At 61.5% G+C, this 18414-nt stretch carries 23 protein-coding genes; 11 read left to right on the top strand and 12 right to left on the bottom strand.

Features of this window, described 5'->3' with window-relative positions:
• Nucleotides 1-15 precede the first annotated feature (15 nt).
• Nucleotides 16-501: a YMGG-like glycine zipper-containing protein gene (locus tag E5221_RS12565; RefSeq protein ID WP_013972210.1), complete on the bottom strand. Its 486-nt coding sequence runs from the start codon at nt 499-501 to the stop codon at nt 16-18.
• 199 nt (nt 502-700) lie between these two features.
• Nucleotides 701-1396, bottom strand: coding sequence for a DUF2238 domain-containing protein (locus E5221_RS12560; protein ID WP_232880842.1), 696 nt, complete (start codon nt 1394-1396; stop codon nt 701-703).
• Between the two features lie 218 nt (nt 1397-1614).
• Here E5221_RS12560 and E5221_RS12555 point away from each other — a divergent pair, with 218 nt between their 5' ends.
• The gene (locus E5221_RS12555; RefSeq protein ID WP_013972208.1) at nt 1615-2814 is read left to right on the top strand and encodes a zinc-dependent alcohol dehydrogenase; all 1200 of its coding nucleotides are present in this window, start codon (nt 1615-1617) and stop codon (nt 2812-2814) included.
• Between the two features lie 260 nt (nt 2815-3074).
• Here the strand turns inward: E5221_RS12555 and E5221_RS12550 are convergent, their stop codons facing one another.
• Nucleotides 3075-3308: a PLDc N-terminal domain-containing protein gene (locus tag E5221_RS12550; RefSeq protein ID WP_004376302.1), complete on the bottom strand. Its 234-nt coding sequence runs from the start codon at nt 3306-3308 to the stop codon at nt 3075-3077.
• Nucleotides 3309-3494: 186 nt separating this feature from the next.
• Here E5221_RS12550 and E5221_RS12545 point away from each other — a divergent pair, with 186 nt between their 5' ends.
• The 8 genes from E5221_RS12545 (at nt 3495) to E5221_RS12510 (ending at nt 7684) form a co-directional block, all read left to right on the top strand.
• A complete protein-coding gene (locus E5221_RS12545) occupies nt 3495-3998 on the top strand; it encodes a CinA family protein (protein ID WP_013972207.1) in 504 nt (167 codons plus the stop codon).
• A 22-nt stretch (nt 3999-4020) separates the two neighbouring features.
• Nucleotides 4021-4527, top strand: a complete 507-nt coding sequence (locus tag E5221_RS12540) for a hypothetical protein (protein WP_247847576.1) — start codon at nt 4021-4023, stop codon at nt 4525-4527.
• A gap of 9 nt (nt 4528-4536) precedes the next feature.
• Nucleotides 4537-4980 carry a YetF domain-containing protein gene (locus tag E5221_RS12535; protein ID WP_004376294.1) on the top strand — a complete coding sequence of 148 codons (444 nt, stop codon included), beginning with the start codon at nt 4537-4539 and terminating at the stop codon, nt 4978-4980.
• 148 nt (nt 4981-5128) lie between these two features.
• Nucleotides 5129-5593 (top strand): hemerythrin domain-containing protein, encoded by a 465-nt coding sequence (locus E5221_RS12530; RefSeq protein ID WP_004376291.1) that lies wholly within the window; start codon nt 5129-5131, stop codon nt 5591-5593.
• Nucleotides 5593-5838 carry a hypothetical protein gene (locus tag E5221_RS12525; protein ID WP_015270062.1) on the top strand — a complete coding sequence of 82 codons (246 nt, stop codon included), beginning with the start codon at nt 5593-5595 and terminating at the stop codon, nt 5836-5838. The genes E5221_RS12530 and E5221_RS12525 overlap by 1 nt, the downstream gene beginning before the upstream one ends.
• A gap of 45 nt (nt 5839-5883) precedes the next feature.
• Complete coding sequence (locus E5221_RS12520) at nt 5884-6033, top strand: hypothetical protein (RefSeq protein ID WP_161795735.1); 150 nt, start codon at nt 5884-5886, stop codon at nt 6031-6033.
• Between the two features lie 86 nt (nt 6034-6119).
• Nucleotides 6120-7229, top strand: coding sequence for a mechanosensitive ion channel family protein (locus E5221_RS12515; RefSeq protein WP_247847575.1), 1110 nt, complete (start codon nt 6120-6122; stop codon nt 7227-7229).
• 26 nt (nt 7230-7255) lie between these two features.
• Entirely contained in the window at nt 7256-7684 is a 429-nt protein-coding gene (locus tag E5221_RS12510) for a hypothetical protein (RefSeq protein ID WP_247847574.1), read from the top strand.
• Between the two features lie 18 nt (nt 7685-7702).
• On the opposite strand, the gene xth is transcribed toward E5221_RS12510, so the two are convergent.
• Together xth and E5221_RS12500 are read right to left on the bottom strand one after the other, a co-directional pair.
• Nucleotides 7703-8497 carry an exodeoxyribonuclease III gene (gene xth, locus E5221_RS12505; RefSeq protein WP_247847573.1) on the bottom strand — a complete coding sequence of 265 codons (795 nt, stop codon included), beginning with the start codon at nt 8495-8497 and terminating at the stop codon, nt 7703-7705.
• Nucleotides 8494-8736 carry a hypothetical protein gene (locus E5221_RS12500; RefSeq protein WP_003257678.1) on the bottom strand — a complete coding sequence of 81 codons (243 nt, stop codon included), beginning with the start codon at nt 8734-8736 and terminating at the stop codon, nt 8494-8496. Before E5221_RS12500 ends, xth begins: the two co-directional genes overlap by 4 nt.
• A 292-nt stretch (nt 8737-9028) precedes the next feature.
• Between E5221_RS12500 and E5221_RS12495 the strand changes: the two genes are divergently transcribed.
• Nucleotides 9029-9259 carry a hypothetical protein gene (locus tag E5221_RS12495; RefSeq protein WP_003257675.1) on the top strand — a complete coding sequence of 77 codons (231 nt, stop codon included), beginning with the start codon at nt 9029-9031 and terminating at the stop codon, nt 9257-9259.
• Between the two features lie 472 nt (nt 9260-9731).
• Here the strand turns inward: E5221_RS12495 and E5221_RS12490 are convergent, their stop codons facing one another.
• Complete coding sequence (locus tag E5221_RS12490; protein ID WP_061550756.1) at nt 9732-10346, bottom strand: hypothetical protein; 615 nt, start codon at nt 10344-10346, stop codon at nt 9732-9734.
• 220 nt (nt 10347-10566) lie between these two features.
• Nucleotides 10567-10707, bottom strand: a complete 141-nt coding sequence (locus tag E5221_RS12485; protein ID WP_247847572.1) for a hypothetical protein — start codon at nt 10705-10707, stop codon at nt 10567-10569.
• Between the two features lie 552 nt (nt 10708-11259).
• Between E5221_RS12485 and E5221_RS12480 the strand changes: the two genes are divergently transcribed.
• Nucleotides 11260-12048, top strand: coding sequence for a formate/nitrite transporter family protein (locus E5221_RS12480; protein ID WP_039613268.1), 789 nt, complete (start codon nt 11260-11262; stop codon nt 12046-12048).
• A gap of 171 nt (nt 12049-12219) precedes the next feature.
• On the opposite strand, the gene E5221_RS12475 is transcribed toward E5221_RS12480, so the two are convergent.
• The 5 genes from E5221_RS12475 to E5221_RS12455 all read right to left on the bottom strand — a co-directional run bounded on the left by E5221_RS12475 (nt 12220) and on the right by E5221_RS12455 (nt 18396).
• A complete protein-coding gene (locus E5221_RS12475) occupies nt 12220-12897 on the bottom strand; it encodes a GntR family transcriptional regulator (RefSeq protein WP_013972198.1) in 678 nt (225 codons plus the stop codon).
• Between the two features lie 118 nt (nt 12898-13015).
• Nucleotides 13016-14056 (bottom strand): ABC transporter permease, encoded by a 1041-nt coding sequence (locus E5221_RS12470; RefSeq protein ID WP_247847571.1) that lies wholly within the window; start codon nt 14054-14056, stop codon nt 13016-13018.
• Nucleotides 14049-15560: a sugar ABC transporter ATP-binding protein gene (locus tag E5221_RS12465; protein ID WP_247847570.1), complete on the bottom strand. Its 1512-nt coding sequence runs from the start codon at nt 15558-15560 to the stop codon at nt 14049-14051. The genes E5221_RS12470 and E5221_RS12465 overlap by 8 nt, the downstream gene beginning before the upstream one ends.
• A 53-nt stretch (nt 15561-15613) precedes the next feature.
• Nucleotides 15614-16855, bottom strand: a complete 1242-nt coding sequence (locus E5221_RS12460) for a sugar ABC transporter substrate-binding protein (RefSeq protein ID WP_247847569.1) — start codon at nt 16853-16855, stop codon at nt 15614-15616.
• Between the two features lie 32 nt (nt 16856-16887).
• Entirely contained in the window at nt 16888-18396 is a 1509-nt protein-coding gene (locus tag E5221_RS12455) for an aldehyde dehydrogenase (RefSeq protein ID WP_247847568.1), read from the bottom strand.
• Nucleotides 18397-18414 lie beyond the last annotated feature (18 nt).

Raw genomic sequence — 18414 nt, 5'->3', positions numbered from 1 at the left:
CCAGTAACGCAGGGATCAGTCGTCGTAGCGGTGATTGTTGCGCCAGCCATAATGATGGCCACGGTCGTGGCGGTGACGGCGCCAGCCCCGGTCGTCGTCATCGTCATCATAATCACGGTAGCGATGCCCGCTCTCGTCATCGTATTCCCGGCCCATGTGGTTGCCCAAGGCACCACCCACACCGCCACCGGCTGCTGCGCCGATCATGCTGCCAGTGGTGCCGCCCATCTTGCGACCCACCACGTTGCCGCCAGCTGCACCCAGTGCGCCGCCAATGGCCGCCTCGCCACGGCTGTGCTTGTCGGCACCCACCGCACCACCGGCCGCGCCACCCAGGCCGGCGCCGATTGCCGAGCCGGTGCTGCCGCCGATCGACTGGCCGACTACCGAGCCCAATACTCCACCCAATGCGCCACCTATACCTGCTCCGGTATTGCCGCCTGCCGACGCAACGCCGCTCAGCAGGCCAAGTGACAACAACAGAATCGAGGAGTACTTCATTTGTGAAAGCCTCAGAGGGATACGGAGGCGATCCTGAGGCTCTGGACAGGGGCTTACAATGGAAATCCGACGAGTGACACGACTTGGAAAAATTCTCCAAGTTATTGTTTTACCGATGGAAACTTAAGGAATTTTCAACGGTCACAGGCTGATTGCAAAAAGCCTTTCCAGTGGTGGAGAAGCCTTTTATTTCTACCCGTTACCCGTGCTCCCCCTCCAAACTCACTACCCTTCTGCCCCAGACCTTGCTTGCCCCAACCCGCTGGATCAACAAGGTGACAAGTGCACCAAGCAAAGCCAGGGCCATGTCCTTTTGTGCATCCCAAGGGTCTTGCTGGGTCGCGACAAAGGCTTGTGCCTGGTCATCACCCAGGTATTGGCCACCTATCCACTCCAGCAGCTCGTAAAGCGCCGATGTGGCGAGGACGAAGGAAACAGTACACAACGCCAACCAGCCGCCTCGCAACCGGGCCTGGCGCTGGAGCAGCTCCCTGATCGGCAGGACGAACAAAAGGCCGTAACTCAGATGCACCAGACGATCGAACTGGTTGCGCTGCCAGCCCATCCAGGCATTCAGAGAGTGGTCGGTAAGCGCACGCAGCCAAGCGTCATAGGGGACTTTGGCATAGGTAAAATGCGCTCCTAGCTCGTGAATCGCCAGCATCACCACGATTGCCAGGTAAGCATGCCGAGAAAAGCGCCAATAACGGCTGGTCGCAGCCAAGGTGAGCAGAAGCGCCAGCGGCAAAACGTTTTCGAGCCACCAATCCGCAGGATCAAGCGGCGCAACCCCCGAGGCAAGCATCAGCAACATGGCCGATGTCAGCAAGCCCGCGGCTTGGCGTGGCGTGGCCGAAGGGGCAAAGCTTGTTTGCAATGCTGGATTCCTGTTCATGGTTTTACGCTCGGCTTGAGCACGGTTGAGCCTCGCAGGGCAGCTAAAGTTTCCTCCGGGCGCCGGCTTCACCTGATGCCATGCCACCTCAACGACAGTTCTTCATGATGTTGGTGGGGCCAGTAGCACTGAAAATTACCGATGGATGATTCCACCTGAACTTTACCTCCCTCCTTGGCTTCCCCTGCATAGACCACCCGGACCCAGGAGATGAACCAATGAGAGCACTGACATACCACGGAACCCAGGACGTCAGGGTCGACAATGTCCCCGACCCACTTATCCAGGACGAGGACGATATAATCCTCCGGGTCACCGCTACCGCCATCTGCGGCTCCGACCTGCACCTCTACCATGGCAAGATTCCACAGACCGAGCCGGGAGATATCTTCGGCCACGAGTTCATGGGTATCGTCGAGGATACCGGCCGCGGGGTAACCAACCTGCAGGTCGGTGACCGCGTGGTGATTCCCTTCGTGATCGCCTGCGGCAGCTGTTTCTTCTGCCAACTCGACCAGTTCGCCGCTTGCGAAACGACCAACACCGGCCGGGGTGCAATCATCAACAAGAAGGGCATCCCGCCAGGGGCCGCGCTATTCGGCTATAGCCATCTGTATGGCGGCGTGCCCGGTGGCCAGGCGGATTTCGTGCGAGTGCCCAAGGCCAACGTCGGCCCGTTCAAGGTGCCTACCGCCCTGCCGGACGACAAGGTGCTGTTCCTCTCGGATATCCTGCCCACAGCCTGGCAGGCCGTCACCAATGCGCAGGTCGGCTCAGGCTCGACAGTTGCGATTTATGGCGCCGGGCCGGTCGGCCTGCTGAGCGCAGCCTGCGCGCGCATGCTGGGCGCCCAGACGATCTTCATGGTCGACGACAATGACTACCGCCTGGCGTTTGCCCGTGATGCCTACGGCGTGGTGCCGATCAACTTCGAGCAGGATGACGACCCGGCCGACACCATCATCCGCCTGACCCCCGGCATGCGCGGCGTGGACGCCGTCATCGATGCGGTCGGTTTCGAGGCCAAGGGCAGTACCACCGAAACGGTACTGACCACTCTGAAGATCGAGAGCAGCAGCGGCAAGGCGCTGCGCCAGAGTATCGCCGCGGTGCGCCGGGGCGGCGTGGTCAGCGTGCCTGGGGTCTATGCGGGCTTTATCCACGCCTTCATGTTTGGTGATGCCTTCGACAAGGGCCTGACGTTCAAGATGGGCCAGACCCACGTGCAGAAGTTCCTTCCTGAACTGCTCGAACATATCGAGGCCGGGCGTCTGGAGCCGGAACTCATCGTCACCCACCGTCTGGCCCTGGAAGAAGCGGCTTTGGGTTACAAGTTGTTCGACCAGAAACAGGACGACTGCCGCAAGGTCATCCTCGTGCCGGGCGCTGCTGCCGGTACATTGGGACCTGACCATTAGCAGGGACCCTGTGGGAGCGGCTTTAGCCGCGAACACCGGCGCAGCCGGTGCCATGCACCGCGTTGGACTCTTCGCGGCTAAAGCCGCTCCCACAGGTTACGCGGACCGCTTGCGTTGCGTTTCATCACGAGCTGTTTTCTGCGCAGTGGAATCATGGGACGTGCCAGTTGACCCATCAGGACGCTGCGCATCATTGTCCCGTTCCTCTTCACCTCGGGTTCCGCTGCGAGGTGCCTCCGATCCTTTCTTCATCTCCCCTCCTACCCCTTGCTATGTTCAGGCGACGACGGCCCGGTACCGCGTTTGATCCCACGCGGCCCAAGCACGCCCCAGATGGCCAGGCCGACAATGGGCAACGCCAACAGCAACAGTGCCCACATCGCCTTCGTCACGTCGCTCTTGTCACTGCGGAAAACACTGACGATGGCCCACAGATCGAGCAACACGATGATCGCTGCAACAGCGATCCAGAAATATGTCACAGGCTCGGTCATGATCGCTTCTCCTCTGTTAGTCCGGCCGCAGCGCGAGGCCCGCACCGCCGCCCTCCTACCTAGAGGAAGCCGGCAAACGGAACAAAGTTCAGGAAGCTTTCCCCACCCTTGATGGGTGGCACACAAGCAATGAACCAATCCCGCAGGAAACACGTCCACCAAAAAACAACGCACGAGTGACCGGCCATGACGACCGACCCCGTACTCGAGGCCCTTGATTACCTCAAGGCCCACAAGCTGGTACTGACCACCGCAGAATCCTGCACGGCCGGTGCCATGGTTGCGCTGTTGGCAGCAGTGCCGGGGACCGGCGAGGTTCTGGAAAGCGGCTACGTGGTGTACTCGCCAAGCGCCAAGAAACGCCTGCTCGGCGTCAGCCCACAGACTATCGAACGCTACGGCCTGACCAGCGAGGCGGTAGCCTGGGAGATGGCCCTCGGCGCATTGAAAGACAGCGACGCCACCGTCGCCATCGCCAGCACGGGTGTCGCCGGGCCACAGCCACAGGATGGCATCGCCCCGGGCACTGTGTGCTTTGCCTGGGCCTTTGCCGGCGAGCCTTTGGCGGTATTCACACGCAGCCAGCGCTTTTTTGGCGAGCGCGCGGATGTAATCCGCCAAGGCGCGCTCTACGGCTTGTCGCACCTGGCCCATTACCACCAACGCTGGCTGCGCGGTGAGCGCGCCTGAGGGCTACGTGAGGGCTAGGTGCATGGACGAAGACGAGCTGGCTTCAAGGCACCACCCCGTCGAGGAAGACATGCGCATGCAGCAGCGGGTCTGGCGATTCGAACGGGTCGGATGGTACGCGCTGGTGCTGGTCGTGCTGCTGGGCCTGGCCGGGCTGTTCGGCAACGGTCCGCTCAGTGACGCCCAGGTCATGAGCGACGACGGCCGGGTGCATGTGGATTATCAGCGCCTCAGCCGCAGCGGCACCACCGATAACCTGCGCATCACGGTTCGCGGCAATGCCGGGGAGCCTGTGATGTTGCTGCTCGGGGGGACCTTGCTACGCGAAGCCAGCATCGAAACACTGCAGCCAGAGCCGCAAGTATCGCTTTCCCATGGCAGGTCGCTCCTGCTCCAGCTTGGCACCAGCAAAGAGGGTATCGCCACCCTCTACCTGACCCTGCGCAGCGAACATGTCGGCACTCTCGAAGGTGTTGTCAGCGCCGGCCCAGGCAGCGCAGTGCATTTCTCCACCTTTCTCTACCCGTAGGAGCGCGACATGGACTCCATTCTTCGTGCGACAGGCATGTACATCGCGCTGATGCTGCTGTTTCGCGTGGCTGGCAGGCGCTCGCTGGCAGACCTCACCACCTTCGACTTCGTCCTGCTGCTGATCATCGGCGAAGCAACCCAGCAGGCATTGCTCGGCGAGGACTTCTCGTTTACCAACGCCATGCTGGTGATCGCCACGCTGATCGTCCTGGATGTCGGCCTGTCGCTGGCCAAGCTCAACTCCAAGCGCCTGGCCCGGCTGGTCGACGGCCACGCGACACTGGTCGTGGATCACGGGCGCTTTCTCCACCACCGAATGCGGCGGGCACGGCTGACCGAAGACGACATTCTCGAGTCCGCCCGGGACAGCCAGGGAATCGAAAGCGTCGGGCAGATCAAGTTCGCCATCGTCGAGCGCAACGGCAAGATCTCGATCATCCCGCAGGAGTGACCCTGCCTGGCCGGCGCAACCTGCGCGGATTCCGGTGAGAGCCGCCTTTCGCGACAGCAGTACGCTGATCATCCGCTTTGAACCTTGGCGCGCGGTCCCTACTCCATCGAAGGCAATCGTGATTTTTTCAGCCCCGAAGAGGTGTCGCATGAACGCTATCGATTTGTTGATCCAGGACCATGAGCTGGTGAAGAAGCTGCTGGAGGAACTCTCCTCCACCACTGAGCGCGCGGTGAAAAAGCGCGCCGAGTTGCTCGAACGCATCAAGCAGGAGGTAAGCATCCATACCGCCCTGGAAGAAGAAATCCTGTACCCGGCCATCAAGCAGGCCGGCGGCAAGGAAGAAGCGAAGATGTATTACGAAGCCAAGGAAGAGCACCGCACCGTCGACTCCCTGGTGCTGCCGGACCTGCTGCAAACCGAGACCGGCACCGTCGAGTTCGCCGGGCGGGTCAAAGTGATGAAGGAACTGCTGGAACACCATATCGAGGAAGAAGAAAGCGAGCTGTTTCCGACCGCCCGCAAGCTGCTGGGCAAGCAGCAACTGGATGAGCTCGGCCAGGCCATGGAAGCGCAGAAAAAACTGCTCAAGGGCGAACAGCGTGCTGCGTGATGGAAGCCTGGATCGACTTTCTTGAATGGCCTGCCATGGCCCTGACGGTACTTGCCGCCTGGTGCATCGGCTCACGGCGCCCAGGCCGGCGCAAGCTGGGTTTCTGCTGCTTCATTGCCAGCAACGTGCTGTGGGCCGCCTGGGGGTGGCAGGCGCAAGCCTGGGCGCTGATCATCCTGCAGGGTTGCCTGTGCGCCATGAACCTGCGGGGCTGGAAGAAAAACACTGCCGTGGAGTCGGGCTGAACGCCCGGACACATGCCTGAAAGCCCAACAGCGAGGAGCCAGACCATGATCGACCCCAACCAACCCGACCCGTACGTGGACGAAGTACCCCACAACCCGGGCGAACCTGTGCCTGAACAGGAACAGGAACAGGAGAAGGAAGCACCCGACTGGCCCGAAGGCCAGGTGCCGCCAGAGGAGCAGTCCGACGGCTGAGGCTCACCTGGCGAGCGGCATTGCCTGCTTCGCCGGCAATGCCGCTCCACCAGTCACCCAATCCGATAGAAGGAGGCAAGTGTCTCATGAGTGATCGCATCATCGCCTTGTTCACCGATACCACACTGTTCGGAGTTTCCGTTCTCAATTTGTTGCTGGCACTGACGGTAGCGCTGCTGACATTCGTCGTGGCGCGGGCGGCCATCAGTTTCATGCTCCATCGGGTCAGGCGCTGGTCCGAGCATGACGGCGCGCTCAGCCAGGTGCTGGCCAAGGTGCTCGCCGGGACCAGCAATTTTCTGCTGTTCCTTGCCTCGCTGCTGGTGGGCCTGAGCATGCTCGACCTGCCCGAGCGCTGGCTGACCCGGGTCGGTAGCCTGTGGTTCGTGGTCGCGGCATTGCAGATCGGGCTGTGGGCCAACCGCGCCATCGGCCTGGGCCTGAGTCGCTACTTCGCCCGGCATCGCACCGACAGCTTGAACCAGGGCAGCGCGCTGGCCACGCTGTCGGCATGGGGTGCGCGGGTACTGTTGTGGTCAGTGGTGCTGCTGGCGATGCTGTCCAACCTGGGCGTGAACATCACCGCCTTCGTCGCCAGCCTGGGGGTAGGCGGTATCGCTGTTGCACTGGCCGTGCAGAACATCCTCGGCGACCTGTTCGCCTCGTTGTCCATCGCCGTCGACAAGCCGTTCGAGGTGGGCGACTTCATCGTCATCGGCCCGCTGGCCGGCACGGTGGAGCACGTGGGGCTGAAGACCACACGCATCCGCAGCCTGGGCGGCGAGCAGATCGTCATGGCCAATGCCAGCATGATCAGCAGCACCATCCAGAACTACAAGCGCCTGCAGGAACGACGGATCGTGTTCGAGTTCGGCCTGTCGTACGACACGCCAACCGAGGCCGTGAAAAAGGCACCCGCCATCGTCGAGGAAGCGATCAAGGCACAACAGCAGGTGCGCTTCGACCGTGCCCACCTGCGCGGCTTCGGCAAGGAGGCGCTGGAATTCGAGTGCGTGTATATCGTCAAGGACCCGGGCTACAACCTGTACATGGACATCCAGCAAGCCATCAATTTCCACCTGCTCGAGCGCTTTTCGAAGGTCGGTGCCAAATTCGCCGTACCGGTACGCGCGATCAAGGTCACGGCCTTGCCAGAGGAATCGAAGCGCGGACCTCAAAGTATTCACGTGGGGTAACCCGCCCCCGTGCATGTCAGCGCTCCATGCATTCCGTCGATTTCACGGCACGCCCGTGGGTGATGCAGGCCGAACAGAAGGTGACCAACCCGCAACGGAGTATCGCCATGAAGATCATGAAGCCTCATTCGTTACTGCTCGCGCTGTGCCTGGGGCTCAGCGCACCTGTGGTGCTGGCAGCCACCGACCTGAACGATCAGCGTGCTCCTGGCACGCAGCCGCATGACAGCGGGCACATGAACAACCAAGGCGGAGCGACCGGCTCCGGCACGCCTGCGGATGCCATGGGGACAGGTTCCGGCGGAACCGATGGCAATGACACTGACAATACCGGTGGCGATGGCACCACCGACCGATCCGGTAGTGACCGCAGTGGATCGGAACGCGGCACCGGGACGGGTAGCGGGACCGGAGGCGCTGGTGGTTCGGGCTCCAGCGGTGGTTCCGGTAGTTGAAGGTTCGCTCGAACTGCCCTATGGCCGGCGACGCGTGCCCAGCTCGATCCAGACGGGCGCATGGTCGCTGGCCTTGGGTTCGTTACGCACCCAGGCATCGACACCAGCCCGCTTCAGGTAAGGCGCGAGCTCGGGGTTGAGCAGCAGGTGGTCGATACGCAACCCGGCGTTGCGTGCCCAGTGGTTGCGGAAATAATCCCAGAAGGTGTAAATGCGCTCGTCCGGATACAGATGGCGAATGGCGTCGAGCCAGCCTTGCTGGAGCAGTTTCTGGTAGCACGCGCGTGATTCGGGCTGCAGCAGCGCGTCCTTCATCCAGGAGCGCGTGTTGTAGATATCCATGTCGGTAGGCACCACATTGAAATCACCCGCCAGCACCGCGGGATGGCCACTGTCATGCAGCCCTTTCACATGGGTGATCAGGCTTTCGAACCAGCGGAGCTTGTAATCGAATTTCGGCCCCGGTTGCGGGTTGCCGTTCGGCAGATACAGGCAAGCCACCAGCACTCCCTGTACCGCTGCCTCGAGGTAGCGGCTCTGGTTGTCGTCCTCCATGCCAGGCAGGCCACGACGTACTTCCAGCGGTTCGCTGCCCCGTGCCAGAATGGCCACGCCATTCCACGAAGGCTGCCCTTGGTAGAGGCAACCATAACCCGCCGTTTCTAGCGCCTGGCGAGGAAACTGCTGATCCGCCGCCTTGAGCTCCTGCAGGCAGGCGATGTCGGGCTTTTCCCGCTCCAGCCAAGCCAGCAGTGCCGGCAGCCGACTACGAATGCCGTTGATGTTGAACGTGGCAATCTTCAGCGCTTTCATGCGTCGGGGTCGCTGACATGGGCCTGCACGGCATCTTCCAGGGCGCGCACATGGGCGTCATCGGCCAATGCCTTGAGTGCCAGCCAGTCGTCCCAATCGATGGCGCCATCGTCACGCAGCGCCTCGGCGGTGCGCAGCAGTTCATGGTGGTAGGCATCCGGCGACTCACGGCGGTAACTGATGTCGTCGTATTGGGCGTACCAGGCTTCGAGCTCAGGGATGCTGCGTTCAATGCTCATAAGGGAGCCCTCACGGTGTCCTTTGCATTAAGAACCTCAACCATGCAGCGACGTTCAAATCCAACGCTGATCGCTACGTTCAATGATCAAGCGGATCGATATCCTGGATCACTGAGCATCGTTTTTCATTGAATCACCGCACCGTCACCATTAGCTCCACAAGCAACATCTGGAGCGGGTACATGGCCTCCCCCATTTTCAACTCAATGAGACAAGGCGCTGATGTAGCGGACCTTGGCGATAGCGTTTCCATCGTTTCGTGCGCAGCCATCGACGCCCTGGGGCTTGCACCATGAACTGCGGCCCATTCTGGGTGATCGTTTTCTTCGTGCTCATCAACAACGGCTGCTCGCTGCTGGGCTTCGGTGAAGGCTCGGTGGGAGGTGTGGCGCGGAGTATCGAGTCGCGAACGGAAATCACCATCGCCACCACGCTGCAACGAGCGCAAAAAACCAATGCAGGCGGCCTGCCGCCTGACGATGGGCAGCTGCTACCGGCGATATTTCTATTGGTTCGCGCCTGACCCGTCAGCGGATGGGGCTGGTTCGCAATCTTGGTAGAAGTGAAAGTCCTGAAATTTCTCGACTGCCTGTTCCGGCCCTTTCGCGGGCACGCCCGCTCCCACAGAACTGCACATAACTCATTGAATTAACCGGGACTCTGTGGGAGCGGCTTTAGCCGCGAACACCGGCGCAGCCGGTGCCATGTACCGCGTTGGATTCTTCGCGGCTAAAGCCGCTCCCACAGGGTACGCGCACTGTTTGCGGATTCAGTTCTCTACGCGACAGCGCAGCCCAAAGGACTGGGCGATCTCCCACAGAACTGCGCGGGACCTTGTGGGAGCGGGCGCGCCCGCGAAGAGGCCAGATCAGGCGACACATCACTTCAGACCTTTACCAACCGCCAGCCGAACCGCCCAGAGGCTGCGCATGAAACGAGCTCGCCGCGAACCAGGTTTCCCGGTTCGCGGCGTAATTGAAGCGTTACTCAGACAATCAGGTAGGAATACCAGCCAGTCGCCAGACAGGCGCCGGAACCGGTTCGGCCTGGCTGCGTTTGCGTGCCCACTGGGTCAGGGCAGCCATCATGGCAAAGCCCAGCAAGATCAGTACCGGATAAGCCAGCAGCAACTCGGTCAGCGAGTATTTCCAGGCCAGTGGCCGGCCAACGCCCAGCATCGCCGCATACAACCAGGACACACCTGACAGTGCGCCGGAGAACAACGCAAACATTCGCACGCCAAAATTCAGGTCCAGCAAGTTGCCTGCTTTGAGCAGGGCAGGCAATACATAGCGATGCAACAACATGCCGTTAAAGGTCAGTAACATGACAATAATGACCTTCGCTTGAAGTTTAGGATTGGCAAAATAATTCATACCTTTATCAAGGTAGTCAATTCCAATCACTGCGGCACCCGTGAGCCACAGGAATATCAGGGCATTGGCCACGGACTTCTGCAAGCTCGTCATATGCTTACTGTCATGCCCGGCTTCTTTATGACCTTTCAACAAGTTCCTGACCATCTCGGCATCACTGGCGAATACCATGCCGATGGCAATGCAGCAGGCCAATAAATGAACGTAAATAACAGACAACCGCACCAGCTCCATGGATTCTTTCTGCCCGAACAGGCTAATAATTGTATTAATCTCCACGACATTTTCTCCACGCAATGCGTTAGCGCTAGATGGCTTTGAAATAGGTGTGCGAACGATTTAATCGCAACGACAGAGCCAAATTCGAATCGTTAAATGAAAAAGCAGATTGTCACTCAATACACGCGGTGGCTCACCCGAAGAGCCTCGGTTGGGCATGGCAATACTCCACTATTCAGGAATAAAAAAGCCCCATGAGCATCCCTGCGATGCCGATGAGGTTGAACGTCCATAAGTTCTGGGGAAAGGCGCGAACTGCAATCACATTGAAGGCACCTGCTGGCAAATAGGAGTCAGCGTCATCCAAATCGTTCATTTCTCGAGCAAAACGACCGACAGGCGGCACAATAAATCAAGTTAGTTAGTTTGCTAAGTTGTTGTAATTTGACCGAATGGAAAGTTTTACCAACAACTGGATCCAAACTTAGCAAGTGTCTTTGGAAGCTCTATCCCGCTGTTTCGCAGTTATCGTTTTGCAGGTGACCGTGCCTGAAGTGCCATCAGTCAGGCCCGGCAAGCTACATTCCGATCATCACGGGCGGTCGGAAACCCGTCTGTCCTCTTCAGCCTGCCAGCGGGCTCAATTTGCCCTGGGTGAACCCCCAAGTGATGTTCCAGGCCTGGTTTGCCGGGAAGCAGATCCATGCGCGCTGACCTGCAAGCCTCATCGACGCGGTCTATCAGATCATCCATTCCATCGATTTGACCGCGTCAAATTGCCTCATGTAGCTTGCCGCCCTCTTCGCCGCTGGCTCAAAGGTGCGCGTTACACCTTTGCACCAGTTGCGTAGCCTACCCCCGTACTGATCAAGCCCCACCACGGCGTGCGCGCCAGTCGCGTCGCCGTCACCGTGTTCGAGTTTCCGAAATGTCCGTCAATAGCCCCACCCGTATCACCGAGCTCGTCATCGAGAGCGGCGTCAAGAAAGCCCACCTATCCACCCATGCGACACTGGTCCTGGGGTTCCTCGCAGGTGCATTCATTTCGCTAGGGTTTCTCCTGGCTATCCACGTCAGCACCATGATCCCGGTGCAGTGGGCCTCGTTCGGCACACTGCTGGGCGCTGCGGTGTTCCCCATCGGCCTGATCCTGGTGATCCTGGCCGGTGGCGAACTGCTTACCGGCAACATGATGAGCTTGCCGTTGGCGATGTTCGCCCGGCGTATCGGCCCAGGCGCCGTGGCGCGCAACTGGCTGCTGGTGACCGTCGCCAATCTGTTCGGTGCACTGTTCGTTGCCGGGTGCTTCGGTCACCTGCTGGGCCTGACCGAGGGGGCCTACCTGAACAAGGTGTTGGCGGCTGCGACCAGCAAGACCAACGCCGACTTCCTCCACGCCTTCGTGTCCGGAATCGGCTGCAACTGGCTGGTGTGCCTGGCAGTGTGGCTGTCGTATGCCAGCCGTGAAATGAGCGGCAAGATTCTCGGCATCTGGTTCCCGATCATGGCGTTCGTCGCCATCGGTTTCCAGCACGTGGTAGCCAACATGTTCCTGATTCCGGCAGCGATCTTTGCCGGCTACCTGAGCTGGGGGCAGTTGGTGGAGAACCTGGTGGCCGTGTTCCTGGGGAATGCGGTGGGTGGGGCGATCTTCGTGGGGTTGGCGTACTACGTGTCCTACGGTGTGCCTTCGCAGGAAGCGTGCGAGGTGCAGTGAGGCATTGCGGTCAGGCAGGCTTGTGCAGGTGATGTGCCCTGCACAAGCCTGCTTGACCGTTCGTCACTATCCTTGCGCCACGCTGGGCGACACGATGTTCGGCCGGATGCTGACGGCGGTCATGTCATCGCCGACTCAATGGAACCCGGACGGCGATCAAGGCATCCGCCATCAACCTTGGGCCAGCGACTTGCGCTCCAACCACTCCACCATCAACTCCCCCCATGCAATATCCGCTTGCAGGGCCGCCTTGGCCTTTGCCGAATCGCGCTTGCGCAAGGCTTCGAGTACTTCGAAGTGCTTGTGCTTGGCGCTGGCCAGTTCCGCCTTGGGCACTTCGGCATGGAAGGTGCTGAGCAGCGGCCCCATCATCACCCACATGTTCTCCAGGGTCTTGAAGATCACCGGCATGCGTGCGGCGGCAATCAGACCGAAGTGGAACTCGCGGTTGAGCAGCGAAGCCTGTTTGTAGTCGGTGCTGACAGCCGCCTGGAAGGCCGTTTGCACCTCTTCCAGATGCTTCAGCTCGGCGGCGGAAATTCGCTCGGCCGCCATGCCCGCCGCCTCGCCCTCCAGCAGATGGCGGATCAGCTGGATTTCCCGCAGTTGGCTGACGGTCAGCTCCGGCACATAGATGGAGGTAGCGGCCTTCATGTCCAGTGCATGATCACTGACAAGGCGGAAGATCGCCTCACGCACCGGCGTGATCGACACACCAAACTCCTCGGCCAAGGCACTGATGCGCAGGCGGTCACCCGGTTGATACTGGCCGTCCATCAATGCCGTGCGGATGATGCTGTAGACCCGCTCGCTCAGGTTGCCTTTATCCAGTGGCTTGTGAACTGTCACGCTTGTTCTCTCTTGTCTGATGAATAGCACAGGGCCAACCGCCGGAGGAAACACTGGGCGACATGGCGAAGACGCATGATACATCATCGCCCATGCCGTGCCATCTCGTGCGAACGGTTCAGATCCGCGTGTCGCGTCGACCCACCCCTTGCAGCAGCACCGCCACCACGATGATCGCACCCTTGATGATCTGTTGCGGGTACGCCGGGACGCTGAGCAGGTTCATGATGTTGCCGATCAAACCAAGCACCAGCACCCCGACCACGGTGTAGAACAAACTACCCTTGCCGCCGGACAACAGCGCACCACCTATCACGCAGGCGGCAATGGCATCCAGTTCCAGGGCCATGCCGGCACTGGGCGTGGCGACCCCGGAACGCGAGGCGATGACCACCCCGGCAAGGGCGCTGAGCCCGCCGCAAATCGCATAGGCCGCCAGCTTGTAGCGCTCCACTGCAATCCCCGCCAGGCGCACGGCAGTCTCGTTGCTGCCGCTGGCGATGATCAACCGGCCAAAAGCGTTGTAGCGCAGGATCAGGGCGAACATGCCAATCACCAGCACCGCCAGCCACACCGGCCAAGGCACCCCGAACACTCCATCGGCCTGACGACCGAAGTCTCGCAACAGGCTGGCAGCCGATTGGCTGTCGGCCAGCCGCTGTGGCTGGCCGTTGGAGAGGATGAACGCCAGCCCTCGGGCAATGGTCATCATCGCCAGGGTGGAAATGAACGGGGCCATGCGAAAGTAGGCCACGAAGCTGCCGGTGACCAGGCCCATCAACACCCCTGCCCCCACCGCGATGGCCACCGCCAGCAACAACCCGAAGCTGTCCTCCAGCGGCAGCAGATTCAGGCTCATCGCCACGACCACCCCGCCCACCGCTGCCACCGAGGCAACCGACAAGTCGATACCGGCGGTGAGGATGACGATCAGCATGCCAATGCTGACCAGTATCAGCGGCGTCAGTTGCCGCAGCAGGTTACCCAGGTTCTGCCAGGTGAAAAAGTCCGCCGACAGGCTGCTGGCCACGGCCACCAGCACCAGCAGCATTACCAGTGCGTTGTGTTGCAGAAAAAGCCGGCGCACAACGCGCCCCAGCGGCTGCCTGGACTCGCCCGACAGCGAGGGGGCGGCCAGTTTGCTCAAGTTGTTATCCATGGTGTTCGACTCCCATCGCCAGACAAATCATTGCGTGTTCTTCGATTGCATCACCGCCAAGCTCGCCGGCGATGGCTCCATCGCGCATCACCAGCACCCGGTCGCACATGCCGATCAGCTCGGTCATTTCCGAGGACACCAGGATGATCGCCACCCCGGCCTCGGCCAGTTCGTTGATGACCCGGTAGATCTCGGTCTTGGCACCGATATCTACACCACGGGTCGGCTCGTCGAGGATCAGCACCCGGCAGCCGGCGTCGACCCACTTCATCAGCGCCACCTTCTGCTGATTACCCCCGGACAGATCGCCCACCGCCTGCTCGATCGAGCCGGTCTTCAGACGCAACTGCTGACGTAGCGCCTCGACCCCGGCGCGCTCGCGGGCACCATCGATCCAGCCAAAACGACTGGTATAGGGCGAGCCGGGCCGTAAAGCGGCGTTGAGGCGGATCGACATCTCCAGCAGCACGCCCTGCTGCTTGCGGTCTTCGGGCAGCAGCCCGATGCCATTGCCGATCGCCTCCCGCGGGCTGCGGTTGCGCAGTTGGCGGCCGTCCAGGTGAACAGTGCCGGCGCTGCTGCGCTCGGCGCCGAACAGCGCGCGCATGGTTTCGGTGCGCCCCGAGCCGACCAGGCCGCTGAAGCCCAGCACCTCACCGGCGTGTGCCTGAAAACTCACATTGCGTACCAGTGGCCCGGCGCTCAGCCCCTCGACCCGCAGGCGGGCCTCGCCGATGCTTGCCTGGCGTGGCGGGAACAGGTCGCTCAGCTCACGGCCGATCATCATCTGCACCAGCCCGCGCTCGTCGATGGCTGACAGCGGCAGGGTGCCGACGGTACGGCCATCCTTGAGCACCGTGGCGCGGTCACAGATGCGGAAGATCTCGTCCATGCGATGCGAGACATAGATGATGCACACGCCCTTGCGCCGCAATTCCGCCAGGATGCGAAACAACTGCTCGGTCTCGTGGGTGGTGAGCACCGCGGTCGGTTCGTCGAACACCAGCACCGAGGCGTTGCGCGATAGGGCCTTGGCGATTTCCACCGCCTGTTGATGGGCCACCGGCAACTCGCCCACTGCACGGCGTTCGTCGATGTTGGCAAACCCCAGCTCATCGAGTATGCACCGCGCCTTGTCACGCAGCATCGGCCACTGCACCCGCCACCTGTTCGCGCCCAGGTCGTCGATGCAGATGTTTTCCGCCACCGACAGGTGCGGCGCCAGGGCAAACTCCTGGTAGATCACCGATACGCCAAGGCGAAGCGCATCGGCCGGCTTGCCGATACTCGCCGGCTGCTCGTGCAACAGCACCTCGCCAGCATCGCGCACGTAGGCGCCGGCGAGGATCTTCATCAAGGTCGATTTGCCCGCGCCATTCTCACCCATCAGCGCATGCACTTCACCCACGTTGGCGCTGAAGCTCGCACCACTGAGCGCACTGATGCCGCCGAACGCCTTGTGAATGTCGCGCAACTCGACGGCGGTCTTGTGTATTGCATTCATCGGTCTTACCTCTGCAAGCGGCGCGTTGCCAGGCAGGCGCCGCAACCTTCGGATCAGCGCATGGCTGCCTTGAGCTGGTCGATTGAGCGGAATGCGGGTAGCCGCTCGACCGTGGCCGGGCCCTGTTCGAGCTGGATGAAGTGGTCGACGTTGCCAGGGGTTATCAGCTCCACCGGGAAGTACGACGCCAACGGCAGGTTGTTGGCCTGCAGCCGGCCGTCAAGTATCTGGTGGATCAGCTCGATGGCCGCCACCCCGGTCTGCGAACCACTGTTACTGGCGCTAACCAGCAGCTTGCCCTGCTTGATCAGATCCAGCGCAACCTTGAAGCTGCCAGCTGCCGCAGCGACCCGTACCTGCCCGGCCTTGCCGGCATTGTCCACAGCGTTGATGGCGCCCATGGCGATGAAGTCGTTCTCCGCCAGGATCAGGTTCAGGCGCTCGCCATGGGCACTGAGGATGTCCTCGGTGGCGGCCAGGCCACCCTCCTCGGTCCATTCGCCACGGCCCCAGGCCAGCACGTTGAAGCCCCCTTCAGGCCAGCTGAAACTGCCCTTGGCTTTGACCTGCTGGAACAGCTCGAACCCCTTAAGCAACGCATCCTCCTTCGACAGGCCGAGCTGGCGCTGCTCGGCACGGGCCTGGACGATCCCCGAGATCATGCCGTTGAGGCGGCTCTCGGAGGTCGAGTTGCCCATTACACCGATGACCATGGCAGCGTTGATTTCGCTGCCCGGGTCAGTGTGCTCGACCACATAGCGCCCGGCCTCGACACCGCTGCCGTAGGGGTTTCCGGTGCTGGTGGTGATCACCGGCGCTCGCGCGTCGGGTGCAGTGCCGACGGTGATTACCGGGATCCCGGCCGCCACAGCTCGCTCGACATCGGCAACGGAACCGAGGATGTCGGTGGGGTCGATGACGATCACATCCACCCCCAGGGTGATGAAGTTGTCGACCTGGGCGCTCTGGCGGGCCACATCGCCGTCGGCCACCTGCACCTGCATGTCATAGCCGTAACGCTCGGCCAGGCTGCGCGCGTCGTCGATCATCGAGACGAACCAGGGGTTACCCAGGGTGATGTCGGTCCAGCCAATGCGTAACCGTTCCCCCTTCTGCTTCAAGGGCAAGCCCTTGTCGATGTCGGTACGATCGGCCATTTGCGGGTCCACCAGGCCGGACAACGCCGTGTTGGGTATCAGTTGGTACAGTGGGTGGCGCGCCTCGGCGGCGGTCGGCCCGGCGAGCAGCGTGGCAAGGCCGAAGGTGGCCAGGGTACGGGCAACTGTGCTTTTCATATTGTTGTTCTCCAGGGTTGCCAGGCAAAAGGTCACAACTCGATCCAGGTGGACTTGAGCTCCGAATACTTGTCCAGGGCATGCAACGAGCGGTCGCGACCGTTGCCGGACTGCTTGAAGCCACCGAACGGCATGCTGATGTCGCCCCCATCGAAGCAGTTGACCCACACGCTGCCGGCACGCAGGCCCCGGGCCATTTGGTGGGCCCGCGAGAGGTCGCGGGTCCACAGGCTGGCGGCCAGGCCATACGGGGTATCGTTGGCGATGCGCAGAGCATCGAGGTGGTCACGGGCGGTGATGACCGAAAGTACCGGGCCGAAGATCTCCTCTCGGGCGATGGTCATGTCGTTGCTGACGTTGTCGAAAATGGTCGGCGGGATGTAAAAGCCCTCGGCGCCCAGGCCGTGCTTGACCCGTTCACCACCGAGGATCAGCTGTGCGCCCTCCTGCACGCCTTTGTCGATATAACCCAATACCCGTTGCAACTGGCTGGCATCGACGATGGCGCCAAGCTGGGTGGTTGGGTCCAGTGGATCTCCGACGGCGATGGTGCGTGCCACCTTGAGCACCTCGGCAACGAACTCGGCGCGGATGCCAGCTTCGACAATCAGCCGCGAGGGCGCCACGCAGACTTCGCCCTGGTTGAAGAACATCGAGCGGGCCGCAGTGGTCGCGGCCTTCTCCAGGTCACGGCAGTCATCGAGAATGATGTTCGGGGTCTTCCCGCCGCACTCCAGCCACACCCGCTTCATGTTCGACTGCCCCGCGTACTGCAGAAACAGCTTGCCGACCTCGCCGGAGCCGGTGAACACCAGGGTATCAACGTCCATGTGCAGGCCCAACGCCTTGCCCGCGGTGGGGCCAAAGCCCGGCAACACGTTGAACACACCGGCCGGGATACCGGCTTCGGCGGCCAACTGGGCAATGCGCAGGGCAGTCAGCGGTGATTGCTCGGCGGGCTTGAGGACCACCGAGTTGCCCATGGCCAGGGCGGGTGCGACCTTCCACATGGCCATCAGCATCGGGAAGTTCCAGGGGGTGACCGCCGCCACCACGCCGATCGCTTCGCGGGTCACCAAGCCCACGGCCGAGGGCCCCGACGGCGCGACTTCGTCATACAGCTTGTCGCAGCTTTCGGCGTACCACTGCAGGCAATCGAGCACCGCGTGCACATCGAACCCGGCGCTCTCGCTGATGGGCTTACCCATGTCGAGGGTTTCCAGTAACGCCAACTCTTCCATGTGCTGCTCGAACAAGGCAGCGAAGCGCAGCATGACGCGCTTGCGCTCCTTCGGTGTGCGCTGCGACCACACACCACTGTCGAAGGCACGCCGCGCGGCCTTCACGGCCATCTCCACATCCTCGGCCTGGCACGAGGCAACCTGGTTGAGCACGCGCCCGTCGCGCGGCGAAATGTTGGCGAAGGTCTCGCCACTCAAGGCATCGACAAAGCGGCCGTCGATGAAGGCCTGGCCGAGCAGCTGGAGTTTGCTGGCACGCTGCTGCACGGTGGTAAGGTCAATGAAACTGGCAAGGCTCATGGGATTCTCCATTGGATA

Source organism: Pseudomonas sp. A2, assembly GCF_023100865.1.
GTDB classification, from domain to species: domain Bacteria; phylum Pseudomonadota; class Gammaproteobacteria; order Pseudomonadales; family Pseudomonadaceae; genus Aquipseudomonas; species Aquipseudomonas asiatica.
The sequence above is the reverse complement of the archived record's forward strand: the minus strand, read 5'-3'. Positions and strand labels throughout refer to the sequence as shown.

What these genes read in the sequence shown, in the direction of transcription:
- E5221_RS12460 (WP_247847569.1), bottom strand. Translation starts at nt 16,855, where the DNA reads ATGAAAAGCACAGTTGCCCGTACCCTGGCCACCTTCGGCCTTGCCACG.
- E5221_RS12530 (WP_004376291.1), top strand. Translation starts at nt 5,129, where the DNA reads ATGAACGCTATCGATTTGTTGATCCAGGACCATGAGCTGGTGAAGAAG.
- E5221_RS12540 (WP_247847576.1), top strand. Translation starts at nt 4,021, where the DNA reads ATGGACGAAGACGAGCTGGCTTCAAGGCACCACCCCGTCGAGGAAGAC.
- E5221_RS12565 (WP_013972210.1), bottom strand. Translation starts at nt 501, where the DNA reads ATGAAGTACTCCTCGATTCTGTTGTTGTCACTTGGCCTGCTGAGCGGC.
- E5221_RS12455 (WP_247847568.1), bottom strand. Translation starts at nt 18,396, where the DNA reads ATGAGCCTTGCCAGTTTCATTGACCTTACCACCGTGCAGCAGCGTGCC.
- E5221_RS12525 (WP_015270062.1), top strand. Translation starts at nt 5,593, where the DNA reads ATGGAAGCCTGGATCGACTTTCTTGAATGGCCTGCCATGGCCCTGACG.
- E5221_RS12490 (WP_061550756.1), bottom strand. Translation starts at nt 10,346, where the DNA reads ATGGAGCTGGTGCGGTTGTCTGTTATTTACGTTCATTTATTGGCCTGC.
- E5221_RS12560 (WP_232880842.1), bottom strand. Translation starts at nt 1,396, where the DNA reads ATGAACAGGAATCCAGCATTGCAAACAAGCTTTGCCCCTTCGGCCACG.
- E5221_RS12520 (WP_161795735.1), top strand. Translation starts at nt 5,884, where the DNA reads ATGATCGACCCCAACCAACCCGACCCGTACGTGGACGAAGTACCCCAC.
- E5221_RS12465 (WP_247847570.1), bottom strand. Translation starts at nt 15,560, where the DNA reads ATGAATGCAATACACAAGACCGCCGTCGAGTTGCGCGACATTCACAAG.
- E5221_RS12480 (WP_039613268.1), top strand. Translation starts at nt 11,260, where the DNA reads ATGTCCGTCAATAGCCCCACCCGTATCACCGAGCTCGTCATCGAGAGC.
- E5221_RS12545 (WP_013972207.1), top strand. Translation starts at nt 3,495, where the DNA reads ATGACGACCGACCCCGTACTCGAGGCCCTTGATTACCTCAAGGCCCAC.
- xth (WP_247847573.1), bottom strand. Translation starts at nt 8,497, where the DNA reads ATGAAAGCGCTGAAGATTGCCACGTTCAACATCAACGGCATTCGTAGT.
- E5221_RS12535 (WP_004376294.1), top strand. Translation starts at nt 4,537, where the DNA reads ATGGACTCCATTCTTCGTGCGACAGGCATGTACATCGCGCTGATGCTG.
- E5221_RS12550 (WP_004376302.1), bottom strand. Translation starts at nt 3,308, where the DNA reads ATGACCGAGCCTGTGACATATTTCTGGATCGCTGTTGCAGCGATCATC.
- E5221_RS12470 (WP_247847571.1), bottom strand. Translation starts at nt 14,056, where the DNA reads ATGGATAACAACTTGAGCAAACTGGCCGCCCCCTCGCTGTCGGGCGAG.
- E5221_RS12500 (WP_003257678.1), bottom strand. Translation starts at nt 8,736, where the DNA reads ATGAGCATTGAACGCAGCATCCCTGAGCTCGAAGCCTGGTACGCCCAA.
- E5221_RS12555 (WP_013972208.1), top strand. Translation starts at nt 1,615, where the DNA reads ATGAGAGCACTGACATACCACGGAACCCAGGACGTCAGGGTCGACAAT.
- E5221_RS12515 (WP_247847575.1), top strand. Translation starts at nt 6,120, where the DNA reads ATGAGTGATCGCATCATCGCCTTGTTCACCGATACCACACTGTTCGGA.
- E5221_RS12485 (WP_247847572.1), bottom strand. Translation starts at nt 10,707, where the DNA reads ATGAACGATTTGGATGACGCTGACTCCTATTTGCCAGCAGGTGCCTTC.
- E5221_RS12495 (WP_003257675.1), top strand. Translation starts at nt 9,029, where the DNA reads ATGAACTGCGGCCCATTCTGGGTGATCGTTTTCTTCGTGCTCATCAAC.
- E5221_RS12510 (WP_247847574.1), top strand. Translation starts at nt 7,256, where the DNA reads ATGCATTCCGTCGATTTCACGGCACGCCCGTGGGTGATGCAGGCCGAA.